Genomic DNA, 16,174 nt, shown 5'->3' with positions numbered 1-16,174 from the left:
CCCCCCCCCCCCCCCCCCCCCCCCCCCCCCCCCCCCCCCCCCCCCCCCCCCCCCCCCCCCCCCCCCCCCCCCCCCACTGCGCTTGGAGCCCGATCTCAAACGGGCTTTCAGATCAGCGGCACTTGAGATCGCCGCTGTCGATCGACTTGCCGAGCAGGCCGCCGCCGACGCCGCCGAGGATGGTGCCGAGCGTCTTGTCGCGCCCGCCATCGACCGCACGGCCGAGGAGCGCGCCGGCCGCCGCGCCGATTATCAGGCCGGTCGTGCCATTGTCGCGCTTGCAATAATAGCGGCCGTCACGCCCGCGCCAGACATGGTCGTTGCGCCCGATGCGGCGCGGCTCGCGATAGCGGCCATAGCGATCATAGCCGCCACGGTCGTAGCCGCGATCATAGCCCGGGTCGCGGCCATAAGGCGGCTGCGCGAAGGCGGGCGCGGTCGGCGCGAGCATCGTTGCGATCGACAAAGCGAGAATGAGCTTGCGCATCATTGAGTTCCTCCAGTTACGTTCCCAGCAACCCAACACCGCGAACCTGCATCCGGTTGCATGAGCCCGTAACGATTTTCGGGTTCGGCGCCCGGAGCGGATGCGCTTACTGGCAGGACGCGTTCTGCTCGACCGCCTTGCCGAGCAGCGCGCCGCCGGCGAGGCCGATGATCGTGCCGACCGCACGGTGGCGGCCGCCATCGATCGCGCGGCCGATGAGCGCGCCGCCCGCGCCGCCGACGATCAGGCCGGTCGTCCCGTCCGAACGCTTGCAATAGGTGCGCCCGTCCGAACCGCGCCAGGTGCCGCCGACGACGACACCGCTCGGCGGAGGCGGCGGGGGCGGTGCATAAGCGACGGGGGGCGGGGGAGGCGGCGGCGCGTAGCTGTCATAATAAGCGTCGCGGCTGCGATAATAGTTGGCGCGCGACCGCTCATATTCGGCGCGGTCGCGATAATATTGATCGCGGTCGCGCTGATATTGCTGCTGTGCGTCGATCGAGCGGTCCTGCGCGTAATTGCCCTGATCCTGCGCGTCGTTGAACCGGTCGCGCGCATAATCGTCGCGCTCGTCATAGGCCTGATCGTCATAATAGCCCTGTTGCGCGGCATAACCCTGCTGCGCGGCGGCCGGCGGCGGGGGCGTGGTTCCGGGCGGCGGCGACGGCTGGGCATAAACGGCGACCGGAGCGACGAAGGCCAGGAGACTGGCGAGAAGAGCCTTGCGCATAACAACCTCATAACATGAGCATATGTAACGCGCCCCGAATGCGCCCCGCCGGATGAACGGGGGCTGATCGCCACCGACAAGCGGCGTTCAGACGAGGCGAGCCCGATGATCGATATTATCACCAAACTCGCGGCTTGGCCTTTGCGTTGCACGGGTGCATCGAGAAGATATGAGCGAGCCCGACCCGCACGCGCCGCCACAGCGCCCGTCCGCGCTTGCGCCCTTCCGCCACCCGATCTTCCGCGCGGTGTGGATCGCGAGCCTCGTGTCCAATTTCGGGGGGCTGATCCAGTCGGTCGGCGCATCGTGGATGATGACCGGGATCGCCCCCTCTCCCATGTATGTCGCGCTGGTGCAGGCATCGACGACGCTGCCGATCATGCTGCTGTCGCTGGTCGCCGGCGCGATCGCCGACAATATGGACCGGCGGCTGGTGATGCTGTGGGCGCAGGGCTTCATGCTCGTCGTGTCGGCACTGCTTTCGGTCTTCGCGCTGCTCGGCTGGATAACGCCCTGGCTGCTGCTGATCTTCACTTTCCTGATCGGGGTGGGCACCGCCTTCAACGGCCCGGCCTGGCAGGCCTCGGTCGGCGACATGGTGCCGCGCGGCGACCTGCCCGGCGCGGTCGCGCTTAATTCGATGGGGTTCAACATCGCGCGCAGCACGGGGCCGGCGATCGGCGGCCTGATCGTCGCGGCGGCCGGTGCGGCGGCGGCCTTCGGCTTCAATGCGCTCAGCTATGTCGGGCTGGTCGTGGTGCTGGCGACATGGCGGCCGGCGCGCGAGGCCCGGCTCCTGCCCCCCGAGGGGCTGGCGACGGCGATGGGTGCGGGCATACGCTATGTCGCCATGTCGCCCGACATCGGGCGCGTGCTGGCGCGCGCGCTGGTTTTCGGCATCGCGGCGAGCGCGGTGCCGGCGCTCAACCCGCTTGTCGCCAAGGTAGTGCTGGGCGGCGGACCGCTGACCTACGGCTTGCTGCTCGGTGCGTTCGGGCTTGGGGCAGTGGGCGGCGCGCTGCTCAGCGGGCGGCTGCGCGACCGGCTGTCGAGCGAGGCGCTGGTGCGGCTGTGCGCGCTGACCTTCGGGCTGGCGAGCGCGGCGGTGGCGTTCAGCCCCTGGCTGCCGCTCAGCATGGCGATGCTCGCCATCTGCGGCGCGGGCTGGGTGATGGCGCTGTCGACCTTCAACGTGACGGTGCAGCTTTTCTCGCCGCGCTGGGTGGTGGCGCGATCGCTGGCGCTTTACCAGACGGCGGTGTTCGGAGGCATGGCGGTCGGCAGCTGGATCTGGGGGCTGATCGCCGAGGACTGGGAGATTGCCGGGGCGCTCGTCGGCGCGGCGCTGGTGATGGGGTTGTGCGCGCTGATGGGGCTGAAGCTGCGCCTGCCCGAATTGCGCGAGATCGACCTTGCGCCCCTGCGCGCCTTCAAGCCGCCCGAAATCGCCGTGCCGGTCGAGCCGCGCAGCGGGCCGGTGGTCGTCACCATCGAATATCGCATCCGCACGGAAGACGTGCTCGAATTCCTCAACGCCATGGCCGAGCGGCGGCGGATCCGGCGGCGCGACGGCGCGCGGCACTGGACGCTGATGCGTGACCTGCAGGACCCCGAGCTGTGGCTGGAGCGCTATCACACGCCGACATGGATCGATTATCTGCGGCACAACCAGCGCATCACCAAAGACGATGCCGATATCGCCGCGCATGTGCGCGCGCTCCATTCGGGCGAGGGGCCGCCCAGGGTCCACCGGCTGATCGAGCGCCAGACCGGATCGCTGCCGGCCTATTTCGAGCGCGGTGCGCGCGAGCTGGCCGACCCGATGACCGATCCGACGCGATCGAGCTGAGTCAGCGGCGCGCGTCGACGAAGGCGGCGAAGCCGGCGACGAACTTGCGCAGCCGATTGCGCGTAGCATAGTCGGTCAGATTGCCGTCGGCGTCGAACAGGCCCGTCGCCGACGAGACCATGAGCCGGTCGCCGGTCCACAGTAACGCACCCAATGTGCGGAGGACGGGGAGCCAGGCGTCCTGCGACAGGATGGTGCCGAAGCGGCCGGGCGAGGCGCCGATCACCGCGAAAGGCCGGCCGGCGAAGATGCGGGCGGCATCGGCGGGCGGGCGCGACGCCCAGTCGATCGCGTTCTTGAACACGCCGGGGATCGAATTGTTATATTCGGGGGTGACGAGGAGCACGCCGTCGGCGCCGGCAATCGCATCCTTGAGCGCGGTGGCGGCGGGCGGGAAGCCCCCGGCCTCGACATCGCCGTCATAGAGCGGGATGCCTCTGATCGTCGCGGTCTCGATCGTCGAGCCTTCGGGGGCGAGGGTGACGGCGGCGCGGAGCAGCGCGGTGTTGAACGAGCCTTTGCGCAGGCTTCCCGAAATGCCGACCAGCTTCGCCATCATTCACTCCCATGTTGCCGGTCTCCTCTCGCAGATGCTTTTGGGGTTGGACAAGCGCGTCATCCTTTCGGATATGTCGCGCCGATATCAATGATCGCCGGTGACGGGGCCGGCGCATCCGAAAAAGGGGTCAATGCCGATGCGTCGCCTGTTGCTCGCCACCACCTTGCTGACGCTTGCCGTCTCGCCGCTCGCCGCCGCCGCGCCCGCGACCAGCGACGCGATCACGCCGCCCGAGACGATCATCGGCGGCAAGCCCGGATCGGACTATTTCCTCGCCAACTACACGCAGATCAGCGCCTGGCTGAAGAAGGTGGCAGGCGAGAGCAGCCGGATGAAGCTGATCAGCATCGGCAAGACCGCCGAGGGGCGCGAGCAATATATGGCGATCGTCTCGTCGCCCGCGAACCTCGCCAGGCTCGATCATTACAAGGAGATCGCCAAGAAGCTGGCGCTCGCCAAGGGGCTGACCGACGATCAGGCCAGGGCGCTGGCCGCCGAGGGCAAGGCGATGGTGTGGATCGACGCCGGCCTCCACGCGACCGAGGTGGTCAACGCCCAGACGCATATCCAGATCATCCAGGAGATGCTGACGCGCAACGACGCCGAGACGCTGCGCCTGCTGGACGACGACATCATCCTCTTCCCCTTCGCCAATCCCGACGGGCTGGAGCTGGTCGCCAACTGGTATATGCGCCCCGCCGATCCGAAGAAGCGCAACACGAGCACGATCCCGACGCTGTACCAGAAATATGTCGGCCACGATAACAACCGCGACAGCTACGCCTCGACCCAGCCCGAGACGACCAACATGAACCGCGCATCCTATCGCGAGTGGTTCCCGCAGATCATCTACAACGAGCACCAGACCGGGCCGGTGGGAACGGTGGTGTTCATCCCGCCCTTCCGCGACCCGTTCAATTATAATTACGAGCCGCTGGTCATCAACCAGACCGACACGCTCGCGATGCAGATGCACGGACGACTGATCGCCGAGGGCAAGCCGGGTTCGATCATGCGATCGGGCGCGCCTTATTCGACCTGGTTCAACGGCGGCGTCCGCACCATGGGCTATTTCCACAATGTGCTGGGCATCCTGACCGAGATCATCGGCAACCCGACGCCGATGGAAATCCCGCTCGTCCCCGAAAACCAGCTGGCGCGCGAGGACATCCCCGCGCCGATCGCCCCGCAGACTTGGCACTTCCAGCAGTCGATCGACTATGTGAAGTCGATGGACCGCGCGGTGATGGACTTCGCCTCGCGCAACCGCGAGACGATGCTCTACAACCGCTATGTCATGGGGCGGAACCAGATCGCCAAGGGCAGCGAGGACAGCTGGGTCGTCACCCCCAAGCGGATCGCGGCAGTCGAGGCGGCGGCGACCAAGCTGAAGGCGCCCGAGGATGCCGACGGCGAATATCGCGGCGCCAAGGTGGTCGACGCCAGCCTCTACAAGAGCGTGCTGCAGGACCCGGCGGCGCGTGCGCCGCGCGCCTTCATCATCCCCGCCGACGCGCAGCCCGACATGCCGACGACGGTCAAGTTCCTCAACGCGCTGATCAAGGGCGGGGTCGAGGTGCAGCGCGCCGACAGCGCCTTCAGCTTCGGCGGCAAGAGCTATCCGGCCGGATCCTTCGTGGTGCGCGCCGACCAGGCCTATCGCCCGCATGTGCTCGACATGTTCGAGCCGCAGGATCATCCGCAGGACTTCGCCTATCCGGGCGGCCCGCCGCTCAAGCCCTATGACATCACCGGCTATACGCTGGCGCTGCAGATGAACGTGAAGTTCGATCGCGTGCTCGACGCCTTCCCGCAGACTTTCACGCCCGTTCCCGACGAGATGACGCCGCCCGCAGGGCAGGTGATCGGCGACGGCAAGGCGGGCTATGTCGTCAGCCACGCGACCAACAACAGCTTCATCCTCACCAACCGGCTGCTGAAGGCGCATGTCGCCATCCACTGGATGAAGAGCAGCGTGACGGCGGGGGGGCAGACGCTGGCCCCGGGCGCGCTATGGATTCCGGCCAGCGCCGCCGCGAAATCGGTGGTGACCGCGAGCGTCGGCCCGCTGGGCATCGACGCCTATGCCGTCGACGCGAAGCCCGCAGGCGAGAGCGTGACCGTGAAGCCGGTGCGGATCGGGCTGGTCGACGTCTATGGCGGGTCGATGGCCTCGGGCTGGACGCGCTGGATCTTCGACCAGTATGAATTCCCCTACACCAAGGTCTTCCCGCAGGAGATCGACAAGGGCGGGCTCGACAGGAAATATGACGTGATCATCCTGCAGAGCGACGTGATCGGGCGCGGCTGGCGCCAGCCCAAGGCCGAGGAATTGCCGGCCGAATATCGCGCGATGCTGGGCAAGGTCAGCAAGGAGATGAGCTATCCGCAGATCGCGGCCTTCGCCAAGGCGGGCGGCACGGTGATCGCGGTGGGCAATGCCGCGAAGATCGGGCCGGATATCGGCCTGCCGGTGACCGACGCGCTGACCTTCACCGACAAGGACGGCAAGGCGAAGCCGCTGCCTTCGACCAAATTCTATATCCCGGGATCGATCCTGGCGGCGAAGACCGATCCTTCGGACCCGATCGCCTATGGCGTGCCGGCCGATGTGAAGCTCTTCTACTATAACAGCCCGGTCTTCCGCCTTGCCGACGGTGGCACGGCGCGCAAGGTGACGTGGTTCGACAGCGACGATGCGCTGATTTCGGGCTGGGCATGGGGCCAGAAGGTGCTGAACGGCACGACCGCGATCGTCGACGCGCCGCTCGGCAAGGGCCATGTCTATCTGCTCGGGCCCGAAGTCACCCAGCGCGGCCAGCCTTATGCGACGTTCAAATATCTGTTCAACGGCATCTACTACGGCCCGTCGTCGCGCGATTGAGGGCAAGGCTCCCGTCCTTGCGAGGCCGTGGGCCGAAGCAATCCAGCCCGATGCCCGGCATCGTTCTGGATTGCTTCGTCGGCTGCGCCGCCTCGCAATGACGGGAAGGGCTTATTCGTAGCGCAGCGCGTTGATCGGGTTAGCGCGGGCGACGCGCCAGGCGTGGCCGGCGATCGTCGCAACGGCGATAGCGAGCGCCAATATCCCCGCCGCGACGAACGGCGTGGGGCCAAGCCCGACGCGCGCATCGAAGCTGTTCAGCCAGTTGCGCATCACCCACCAGGCCACCGGCCAGGCAATGATATTGGCGATCAGCACCGGCCGGCTGAACTGCCAGACGAGCAGCCGGATGATGTCGCGCGTGCGGGCGCCCAGCACCTTGCGAATACCGATCTCCTTGGTCCGCCGTTCCGCGGTGAAAGCGGCGAGACCGAACAGGCCGAGGCAGCCGATCACCACCGCGAGCAGCGCAAAGATGGCGAACATCTGGGCGCGGGCGTCGACGCGCTTGTAGGTGCGCGCCATGATCGCGTCGCTGAATTCGGCGTCGAACGGCACCTCCGCCGCAAAACGGCGCCAGACCTGCTCAACCCCCGCGCGCACCTGCGCCGGATTGCCATGATAGCGCACCATCAGCCAGTTGGTCGCGTTCTTCTGGACATAGAACATGATCGGCTCGATCGGCCGGGTAACGCTGCGGAAGCGGGAGTCCGCCACGACGCCGACGACGTTGAGGCGCATGACGCCGCCATCCTCGGGACCGCGATCATATTCCACGACCTTGCCGACCGCATCCTGCGCGCTGGCGAAGCCGAGCCGCTTCACGGCGGACTGGTTGATGACGATATTCGCGCCGCGCGCCGTCAGCGCCCTTTCCACCGCCTCATCGCGCTTGTCGGGCGTGGTCTGGTCGTCCATCAGCCGGTTCGCATCGAAGATGCGGCCGGCGACGGTGCGAATCTCCATGGTCGGGAAATAGCCGGCATCGACGGGGTAGATGCCGATTTCGATCGGATCGCTGTGGCCCGGAAGGTCGACGGTGGTGCTCGACGTATTGCCGGTGTTGACGCCGATTCCCGTCCTGCCGGCGGATTCGACGCCGGGAACGGCGAGAATGGCGCGGATCAGTTCGTCCTGCCGGCCCTGGAGCCTGGACGAGCCCATGCCGAAGACCTGTAGCAGCCCGTCGCGCTTGTAGCCGGGGTCAAGCGAGCGGGCATAGACCGTCTGGCTGTAGATTACGGCGGTGCAGGCCATCAGACCGATCGACACGGCGAACTGCACGACCACCAGGATGCTGCGCAGCCGGCCCGATCCCTCGGCTTCCGAAGCAGACTTGTTCGCCTTCAGCACGCGGGCGGGCTGGAAGCGCGAGAGATAGAAGCCAGGATAGAGGCCGCCGATCGCGCCGACGATCAGGACGAGCGCAAGGACCGCAAGCAGGATCCCGTCCGCGCCGACATAGCGCACGGCGAGGTCGGCATCGAGGAAATGCGCGAACCAGGGCATTGCGATCTCGGCGAGCGCCAGCGCGACCAGAGTGGCGATGGCGGTGAGGAGAATGGATTCGCTGAGGAACTGCAGGATGAGCTGGCCCCGCGTCGCGCCCAGCACCTTGCGCAGCGCGACTTCGCGTGCGCGCTGGCCGGCGCGCGCGGTGGCGAGATTGGTGAAGTTGATGCAGGCCATGGCAAGGATCAGCACCGCGATCACCGAGAAGGTGACGATCGTCGTCTTGTCGTTGCCCGGTGTCATCGCCGAGCCCTGGGCTTCGCCGAGATGAACGTCGCGGATGTTGACGAGGGCATAGGTGCGCCCGTCGCCCTGGTTGGAGCGGCGGCCGTTGACGGTCTCGTCGGGAATGTTGCGCTTTTTCCAGGCCGCGAACTGGCTGTTGATCTGCGCGACGTCGGCGCCCGGCTTGAGCTTCGTATAAACCCAGCCGGCGGTCCAGCCCCACTGGGTCAGAAACGGCTCGTTATTGGCCTGCTTGTAGAGGCTGGGCATGTCGGCGCGCAGCAGCAGGTTGAATTCCATGTGCGAGTTCTTGGGCAGGTCCCTGAACACGCCGGTGATGCGATAGTCGGTCTTGACCCCCAGCACGATGACGCTGAGCGTCCGGCCCACCACGTCCGTCTTGCCGAACAGGCGCGTCGCCTCGCTCGCGCTCAATATGGCGTTGCCCGGCCGCGTCAGCGCCGTGCGGTCGCCGTGCAGCATCGGCAGCTCGATCACGTCGAGGAACGGGCTGTCGACCAGATAGGCGTTTTCGGGCGCGATCGCGCGGCCGTCGTTGAGCACGGTGATGGAGACGCCGCCGCCGACATAGGTGGCGGTCTCGATCTGCGGGAAATCCTTGAGCAGCGCGGCCTTGGTCACATAAGGCACGCCCTGATTGTCGAACCTGTCCGAGCTTGTTGTGCTCCGGTAATAGCTCTGGAACTGATAGACGCGGTCGCTGTCGGGCAGCCATTTGTCGTAGCTGCTTTCATAGCGGACATAGAGCAGGATCATCAGGCAGGCCGCGATGCCGACCGCCAGGCCGAAAATGTTGATGAAGGCATAGACCCGGCTCTTGGCCAGCGCCCGCAGCCCGACGGTCAGATAATTGCGCCACATGACTTGTCTTTCCTTTCCCTATCCCGCTTTCCCGCCGCGCCTTCAGGCCGCGCGGCGATGTTCCTGCAGGATGCGCCCGTCGAGCATGTTGACGACGCGGCCGGCATAATCGGCATGAGCGGGCGAGTGCGTGACCATCACGATGGTCGAGCCTTCGACGTTGAGCTGCTGGAGCATGTGCATCACTTCCTCGCCATGCTGGGTATCGAGGTTGCCCGTCGGTTCGTCGGCGAGAATGAGCTTGGGCTCGGCAACGAGCGCGCGCGCGACGGCGACGCGCTGCTGCTGACCGCCCGAAAGCTGGCTGGGGCGGTGCTTGGCGCGGTGCGCGATGCCGACGCGGTCCATCACCCGATCCACGCGCGCCTTGCGCTCGGCGGGGGCGACCTTGTGATAAAGCAGCGCCAGCTCGACATTCTCGCGCACGCTCAGTTCGTCGACCAGATTGAAGCTCTGGAAGATGAAGCCGATATTCTGCTTGCGCACGTCGGAGAGGCCGGCCTCGCTCAGCCCCGCCACTTCCTGCCCGGCAAAGCGGTAGGAGCCGCTCGATGGGCTGTCGAGCATGCCGATGATGTTGAGCAACGTCGATTTGCCGCAGCCCGAAGGCCCCATGATCGCGACGAATTCGCCTTCGTCGACGGTGAAATCGATGCGGTCGAGCGCAGTCGTCTCGACCGTGTCGGTGCGGTAGACCCGCGAGAGTTCACGCATGCTGAGCATAATCGGGCCTTTCACTGCCTGGTGAGATCGAGCCGGTCCTTGTCTGCGAAACCGGCATAGGGTGAGGTGATGACGCGCTCGCCGACGTCCAGGCCGTCGAGCACTTCGATATAATCGGCGTTGCGGCGGCCGAGACGGACCTGGCGCTTGACCGCCTGGCTGCCGTCGCGCGAGACGACGAACACCCAGGCGCCGCCGGTGTCGTTGTAGAAGGCGCCGCCGGGGATCAGGCGCGCGGGCGCGGGATCGCCCAGCGTCAACCTGACCTGCACCGACTGGCCGCGCTGGAGGCCCTGCGGCTCGCCGTCGAGGAAAACGAGATCGACCTCGAACTGGCCGTTCTTCACCTGCGGATAGATTTTCGAGACTTTCAGCTTCCACGTCTTTCCGCCGCTCTCGGCGGTCGCGATCTGCCCGGTCTGGACGCGGCCGAGGTAGAATTCGTCGATCCCGGCGATCAGCTTGTTGCGGCCGGGGCTGTCGATCTGGCCGAGGCGCTCGCCGCGCGCCATCGACTGGCCGACCTGGATCGAGAAAGATGAAAGCTGGCCCGAGACGGGCGCGCGCAGATTGAGAGCATCGAGATTGGCGCGCGCGATGCCGAGCCCCGATTCCATCGAATCCGCCGAGGCGCGGAGCTGGGCGAGCTGGCCGGTCTGGAGGCGCTCGTCGCTCGACTGCGCGCGCTTCAGCACGTCGCGGCGATGGCGCTGATAGTCGAGATTGTCGCTGGTGTCGCGAAACGCCTGGCCCGAGACGAAACCCTTGGCGGCCAGCGGCTGTTCGCGAGCATATTGGCGCTCGGCCTTGCGCAGGTCCAGCTCGGCTTCGAGCAGGGCGCGTTCATTCTGCAGGCGCGTCTGCGACAGCGCCAGTTCCTGGCTGCGCATCGAATTGACCTGCTGGGTGACCTCGGTCTGGCGCGCGAGCACCGACAGCTGGAGCTCGGCGTTGGAGAGCACCGCGAGCGGCTGGCCGGCGGTGACGGTTGCGCCGTCCTCGACGAGCACCTTTTCGACCCGGCCGCCCTCGATCGCATCGAGATAGACTGTGAGGAGCGGCGTGACGCGCGCGCGCAGCGGCAGGAAATCGTCAAACACGCCCTTGGTGACGGGCGAGATGGTGAGACTGTCGGCGGCGACCGTCTGCTGGTCCGCGCGCGGGGCATAGGCGTAGAAGCCGCCCGCCGCGATCGCCAGCGCGCCGGCGGCGATCGCCAGCTTGATCCTTTTTGAAATGCCCTTGCGTTCGACGACGCGATCCATCGCGCCGCCGCTGCTCGGGCCGGCGTCGTTGCGGGCCTCGGCGGGCATGCGGATCACGCTCATCGGCGTGCTCCGCATGCCCCGCGTCCGGAAACGGACAGTTGGTGTCCGGAAACGGACATGGCGGCCCCCACGACGATCATCCCCGGCATCAGGCCAGGATGTGACGCGGCGACGGCATGGCCTGCGCCGAGGCGAGGCAGGAAACGCCGGATTTCCCGGCATCCGCATGCGCCGGCTCGGGCGCGACGGTGGCGAAGGTGACGGCCGACGCGAAGAGCAGAGCGGCGATCGCGGACTGGAAGGGGCGCCTTTCGGGGGTATACATTGTCAAACTCCTTGTTGAGACGTCGGTAGCGTTGCAGGCGCCGTGCCAAGTTGCGAAACGCGCGGAAAAACGTCGTTCGTCGAACGTAGTGGCGCGCTGGCACGCTTATTGATTGTCCGGAAGCGGACAGTATCTGTACGGAAGCGGACATGGAGCGGGGAAAGCCATTCGACCTGTGCGTCGTCGTCGACGACGACGAGGATATCCTCCTCGCCGCGCGGCTGCTGCTGCGCGAGCTCTTCGCCGAAGTGGTGGTGGCGACGCACCCCCAGCAGGCGTTCGACGCGATATCGGGGCGGCAGCCCGACGCCATTCTGCTCGACGCCAATTTCGCGCGCGGGGCGACCGATGCGCGCGAAGGCTTCACCTGGCTCAGTCGCTTCCTCGAGAGCGATCCCGAAGCGGTGGTGGTGATGATCACCGCGCATGGCGGCGTGCAGATCGCGGTGGAGGCGATGAAGCGCGGGGCGACCGATTTCGTGTCCAAGCCCTGGTCGAACGAGCGGTTGCTGGCGACGGTCAGGACGGCGGCGGCGCTGCGTCAGTCGCGCCGCGCGATCGATACCGAAAAGCGCAAGGCCGTGACGGTCGCGGCGCCTGCCGGCGACACGGCGCTGCTCGGCCGGTCGCCGGCGATGGCGCGCGTCCATTCGCTGATCGCGCGCGCCGGGCCGACCGACGCCAATGTGCTGATCCTGGGCGAAAACGGCACGGGCAAGGAACTGGTGGCGCGCGAGCTGCACCGCCTGTCGCGCCGCGCCGAGACACTGATGGTCTCGGTCGATCTTGGCGCGGTCGCCGAGACATTGTTCGACAGCGAGCTGTTCGGCCATGTCAAAGGCGCGTTCACCGATGCGCGCGCCGACCGGATGGGGCGCATCGAGGCGGCGGACGGCGGCACGCTTTTCCTCGACGAGATCGGCAACCTGCCGCTCCACCTGCAACCCAAGCTGCTGACCGCGCTCGAGCAGCGCCGCGTGACGCCGGTGGGCGCGAACCGCCCCGTCGACATCGACGTGCGCGTGATCGCGGCGACCAACATGACGACGGCGGAACTCAACGACGAGCGGCGTTTTAGGCAGGACCTGCTGTTCCGGCTCAACACGGTCGAGATCATGCTGCCGCCGCTGCGCGAGCGCCGTGAGGACGTGCCGATGTTGATCGAGCATTTCCTCGACATCTACGCACGCAAATATGGCCGCGCGCGTCAGCCGGTCCCCGAAGGCGTGATGGCGGCGCTCGTCGCCTATGATTGGCCCGGCAATGTCCGCGCGCTGCGTCACGCCGCCGAGCGCGCGACGATCCTGGCCGGCGACGGGCCGCTGACGATCGAGGATTTCTCGATTGGGCGAGCGTCACCCGCGCCGATCGCCATCGAGCCCGCCGCGACCGTCGACGATCTCAATCTCGATCGCGCCGAGCGGCAGATGATCGAGCGCGCGCTGCGCAAGCACAGCTACAATATCTCGCTCGCCGCCGCCGAACTGGGGCTGACGCGCGGATCACTTTACCGGCGGATGGAGAAGCATGGGCTTTAGCGCGCGCTTCACGCTGGGCCTCGCGGTGCGGCTGGCGCTGCTGCTCGGCACGGTGGCATTGCTGGCGCTCAGCCTGACTGAGCCGGGGCTGGGGGCTGCGCGCATCGTCGCCGGGCTGCTCGTCGCCGGCGCCGTCTGGCTGCTGTGGCGGCATGTCGAGCGCACCAATCGCGAGGTGGCGCGCTTCGTCGAGGCGATGCGCTTCGCCGACATGACCGCGCGTTTCGGGCACGAACGGTCGGGCGGCGGCTTCGACGAGCTAGGCGCGGCGCTGGACGCGAGCATGGCGCAGATGCGTGAGGAACGCGCGCGCGACGCCGATATCCAGCGCTTCCACGAAGCCCTTATCGACGACGCGCCCGCCGCGATCCTGGTTATCGATCCCGAAGGCCGGATCACGCCGATCAACAAATCGGCGCGGCGGCTGTTTCCGGTGAGTGCGGGGATCCGAGCCGCCGACTATGCGCCCTTTGGGGCCGATCTTGCCGCTTATCTCGCCGAGCGCGACCCTTCACGCCGCCGCCTCGTCCAGCTGATGCTGCCGACCGGGCCGCAGCGCGCGATGGCGCGATCGGCCGCGGTGCAGCGGCTGGGCGGGCTGACGCGGGTCGTCGTCATCCAGCCGATCCAGGATGCGCTCAACGCCGTCGAGGTCGCGGCGCAGAGCGACCTGATCCGCGTGCTGACGCATGAGATCATGAATTCGATGACGCCGGTCACCTCGCTTGCGCGCACCGCGGCCGAACTGATGCGCGGTCTGGACGATCATGGCGATCCCGCCATCGCCGATGCGCGCGAGGCGGTGGAGACGCTGTCGCGCCGCGCCGACGGGGTGATGCACTTCGTCGAGACCTATCGCCAGGTCAGCCGCGCGCCGCAGATCCGCCGCCGCCGCTTCGCCGCGCTGCCCTTCGCGCAGGAGCTCGAGCGCCTCTTCGCCGCCGACTGGCCCGCCGATCGCGCGACATTGGCGCTGACCGTCGAGCCCGGCGATCTCACCGTCGACGCCGATCCGGATCTGCTGGCTCAAGTGCTGATCAACCTTCTGCGTAACGGTGCCGAGGCTGCTTCGGCAGGCAGCGTTCAGGCCAGGCTGGCGCTGGGCATCGCCGCGACGCGCGGCGGGGTGCGGATCGACGTGACCGATAACGGCCCGGGCGTGCCCGAGGCCATGCGCGGCGATGTCTTCCTCCCCTTCTTCACCACCAAGGCGAAGGGCACGGGCGTTGGGCTGAGCTTCGCGCGCCAGGTCGTGCTGGCGCATGACGGATCGATCCTGATCGACGACGCGCCGGACGGCGGCGCGCGCTTTCGCATCAATATCTGAAAGCGCGGCCGCCCCGGGGCAAGCCTCAGGCGATGGCGTGGGTGTGCTGGCTCAGCAGCGTGGCGAGCGAGCCGTGCGCCATCGTGTCGCTGCCGACGACACTACCCGCCGTCGAAGCGGTGCTGAGCGCCTGCGTCGTCGAGGTGGACGACGAAGAAGAAGACGAAGACGACGTGAGGCCGGCCGCCGAGAGCAGCTTGCCGAGATCCTGCGCGTCCGCCGCCGACGGATTAGACATCGCGAAGGCGGGGATGATGCGGTCGACGTCGTTGGTCGCCGTCGTGGCGGCGGTGCTGCCCGTGTAGATCTGGCCGAGCACGGAGCTGAACAGGCTGCCGGCGTTCGAATAGCTGCTCGACGCCGAGGAAGACGGGGTCGAGGTCAGCGGGTGATAGCCATAGCCCGCGATGACCAGATCGGCGATCGTCGTGTTGGCGCCGTGGAGCAGGCTGGGGATCAGCGCCTGCGCGGCGGCATCGCCGTTGATCGACAGATTGTTGAGGAGGACGGCGGTATGCGCGCCCTCGTTGATGATCTTGTCGGTCACGTTGTTCTGGACGAGGCCGTTGGTGATGTCGTCCATGCGGATCCACGCCATCAGGCTGTCGTTCGACGGCGACAGCACGGTATTGCCGATGACCTTCACGCCGTCGGCCCCCGCCACTAGGATGCCGTTCCACTGACCGCCGGTGAAGATCAGGTTGTTCTGGATGAGGACGTTCTTGTAGGCGTAGCCGCCATTGTCCGACATGAAGATGCCCTGCGAGCCCGAACTGGTGCCGGCAAGCACGACATTGTTGATGATCGTGACGTCGCGGACGCTGCTGGAGCCGGTCTTGTTCCAGAATTGTATAGCGTCGGGGTGGTCGCCCTCGGCCGGCGAAAAGTCGCGGAACGAGTTGCCGTCGATCAGGACCTGCGACGTGCTGGCGAAATCCATGCCGTCGCTGCGCATGCCGTGGACATTATTGTTCTTGACGGTGATGTTCGACGAGCCGTTGAAAACGATGCCGGTCGACAGCTGGGTGAACTCGGAGTTCGTAACCGTGATGCCGGAAGAGTTGGCGACCTGGATGCCGCGGCCGTCATTGCCGGGATCGTTGTCGAGCGATCCATGAACAGTGACCCCGTTGAACACGATGTTGCTGGCGTCCGAGACGCGGGCCATCGGCGAATAGTCCTGCTCACTTGAGCTGAGCGCGTGGCCGATGTCCAGCCCCTGAAGGGTGATGTTCGAGCTGCTGAGCACGCTGACAGTATTGAAATGCGCCGGGTTGCCGCTGCTCGCCGATTTGATCGTGATGTTGGAAGCGAAATTCTGGGCGTAAAGCGTGAGATCGCCATAGTCGCCAGCCGCGAGGACGAAGGTTTCGCCGCCCTTTGCGTTGGCGAGCGCCGCCGTAAGCGCTGCGCTGCCGTTGATCTGAATATCTGCCACCCCGGGTCTCCCACTGCCGACGGGAGACGCCGGCGTGCCACTCACTATTCCGGGATATAGGACGCTGGTCATTATATACTGTTCACATCACTGGTTAATCCGCCGAAAGCCGTAATGGTGAGGCCTTCGTGGATAATGTTACGGACCCGATACAGCCCTTGATGGCAGTCGGTGGCTTTGGTTATCGTTGGTTTAACTATGACGTGCGATGCGCACGATTATCGGCAAAGGCCGAACGCCAATGTGGTTTAGCGATTTCCCCGCGACCGTTTCGTTTTTGACTTTTACATTGTCGGGGATGAGTCGGCGTGTACGCAAGCGAATTATGGTTAACGGCGGCGAAGCGCCGAGCTTTCGCGGTGAATTGCACGACAAAAGGGAAAATTACCGCTGATATCGCTAACCGGACGGCCTGCCGGACGTCCGA

At 66.5% G+C, this 16,174-nt stretch carries 12 protein-coding genes; 4 read left to right on the top strand and 8 right to left on the bottom strand.

What is annotated here, in order from left to right; all coding sequences use genetic code 11:
• Positions 1 to 112: 112 nt before the first annotated feature.
• Positions 113 to 487, bottom strand: coding sequence for a glycine zipper 2TM domain-containing protein (locus tag AC3WT0_RS15405; protein ID WP_492754320.1), 375 nt, complete (start codon positions 485 to 487; stop codon positions 113 to 115).
• A 106-nt stretch (positions 488 to 593) separates the two neighbouring features.
• Positions 594 to 1,217: a glycine zipper 2TM domain-containing protein gene (locus AC3WT0_RS15400; protein WP_492754319.1), complete on the bottom strand. Its 624-nt coding sequence runs from the start codon at positions 1,215 to 1,217 to the stop codon at positions 594 to 596.
• 169 nt (positions 1,218 to 1,386) lie between these two features.
• Here AC3WT0_RS15400 and AC3WT0_RS15395 point away from each other — a divergent pair, with 169 nt between their 5' ends.
• Positions 1,387 to 3,066, top strand: coding sequence for an MFS transporter (locus tag AC3WT0_RS15395; RefSeq protein WP_492754318.1), 1,680 nt, complete (start codon positions 1,387 to 1,389; stop codon positions 3,064 to 3,066).
• A 1-nt stretch (position 3,067) separates the two neighbouring features.
• Here AC3WT0_RS15395 and AC3WT0_RS15390 read toward each other — a convergent pair whose 3' ends face one another.
• Complete coding sequence (locus AC3WT0_RS15390) at positions 3,068 to 3,622, bottom strand: NADPH-dependent FMN reductase (protein ID WP_492754317.1); 555 nt, start codon at positions 3,620 to 3,622, stop codon at positions 3,068 to 3,070.
• Between the two features lie 139 nt (positions 3,623 to 3,761).
• Between AC3WT0_RS15390 and AC3WT0_RS15385 the strand changes: the two genes are divergently transcribed.
• Positions 3,762 to 6,509, top strand: coding sequence for a M14 family metallopeptidase (locus AC3WT0_RS15385; RefSeq protein ID WP_492754316.1), 2,748 nt, complete (start codon positions 3,762 to 3,764; stop codon positions 6,507 to 6,509).
• A gap of 111 nt (positions 6,510 to 6,620) precedes the next feature.
• Here the strand turns inward: AC3WT0_RS15385 and AC3WT0_RS15380 are convergent, their stop codons facing one another.
• From AC3WT0_RS15380 to AC3WT0_RS15365, 4 genes are all read right to left on the bottom strand, one after another.
• Entirely contained in the window at positions 6,621 to 9,128 is a 2,508-nt protein-coding gene (locus tag AC3WT0_RS15380) for an ABC transporter permease (protein WP_492754315.1), read from the bottom strand.
• A 42-nt stretch (positions 9,129 to 9,170) separates the two neighbouring features.
• Positions 9,171 to 9,851 carry an ABC transporter ATP-binding protein gene (locus tag AC3WT0_RS15375; protein WP_492754314.1) on the bottom strand — a complete coding sequence of 227 codons (681 nt, stop codon included), beginning with the start codon at positions 9,849 to 9,851 and terminating at the stop codon, positions 9,171 to 9,173.
• 11 nt (positions 9,852 to 9,862) lie between these two features.
• Positions 9,863 to 11,179: an efflux RND transporter periplasmic adaptor subunit gene (locus AC3WT0_RS15370; RefSeq protein ID WP_492754313.1), complete on the bottom strand. Its 1,317-nt coding sequence runs from the start codon at positions 11,177 to 11,179 to the stop codon at positions 9,863 to 9,865.
• 88 nt (positions 11,180 to 11,267) lie between these two features.
• A complete protein-coding gene (locus tag AC3WT0_RS15365; RefSeq protein ID WP_492754312.1) occupies positions 11,268 to 11,444 on the bottom strand; it encodes a hypothetical protein in 177 nt (58 codons plus the stop codon).
• Between the two features lie 149 nt (positions 11,445 to 11,593).
• On the opposite strand from AC3WT0_RS15365, the gene AC3WT0_RS15360 reads away from it, so the two are divergent.
• Entirely contained in the window at positions 11,594 to 12,982 is a 1,389-nt protein-coding gene (locus AC3WT0_RS15360; protein ID WP_492754311.1) for a sigma-54-dependent transcriptional regulator, read from the top strand.
• Positions 12,972 to 14,309 (top strand): sensor histidine kinase, encoded by a 1,338-nt coding sequence (locus AC3WT0_RS15355; protein WP_492754310.1) that lies wholly within the window; start codon positions 12,972 to 12,974, stop codon positions 14,307 to 14,309. Before AC3WT0_RS15360 ends, AC3WT0_RS15355 begins: the two co-directional genes overlap by 11 nt.
• Positions 14,310 to 14,334: 25 nt before the next feature.
• On the opposite strand, the gene AC3WT0_RS15350 is transcribed toward AC3WT0_RS15355, so the two are convergent.
• Positions 14,335 to 15,747 carry a right-handed parallel beta-helix repeat-containing protein gene (locus AC3WT0_RS15350; RefSeq protein WP_492754309.1) on the bottom strand — a complete coding sequence of 471 codons (1,413 nt, stop codon included), beginning with the start codon at positions 15,745 to 15,747 and terminating at the stop codon, positions 14,335 to 14,337.
• Between the last annotated feature and the right edge of the window lie 427 nt (positions 15,748 to 16,174).

Source organism: Sphingomonas sp. EU05-FHT14C10, from assembly GCF_058790595.1.
The sequence above is the reverse complement of the archived record's forward strand: the minus strand, read 5'-3'. Positions and strand labels throughout refer to the sequence as shown.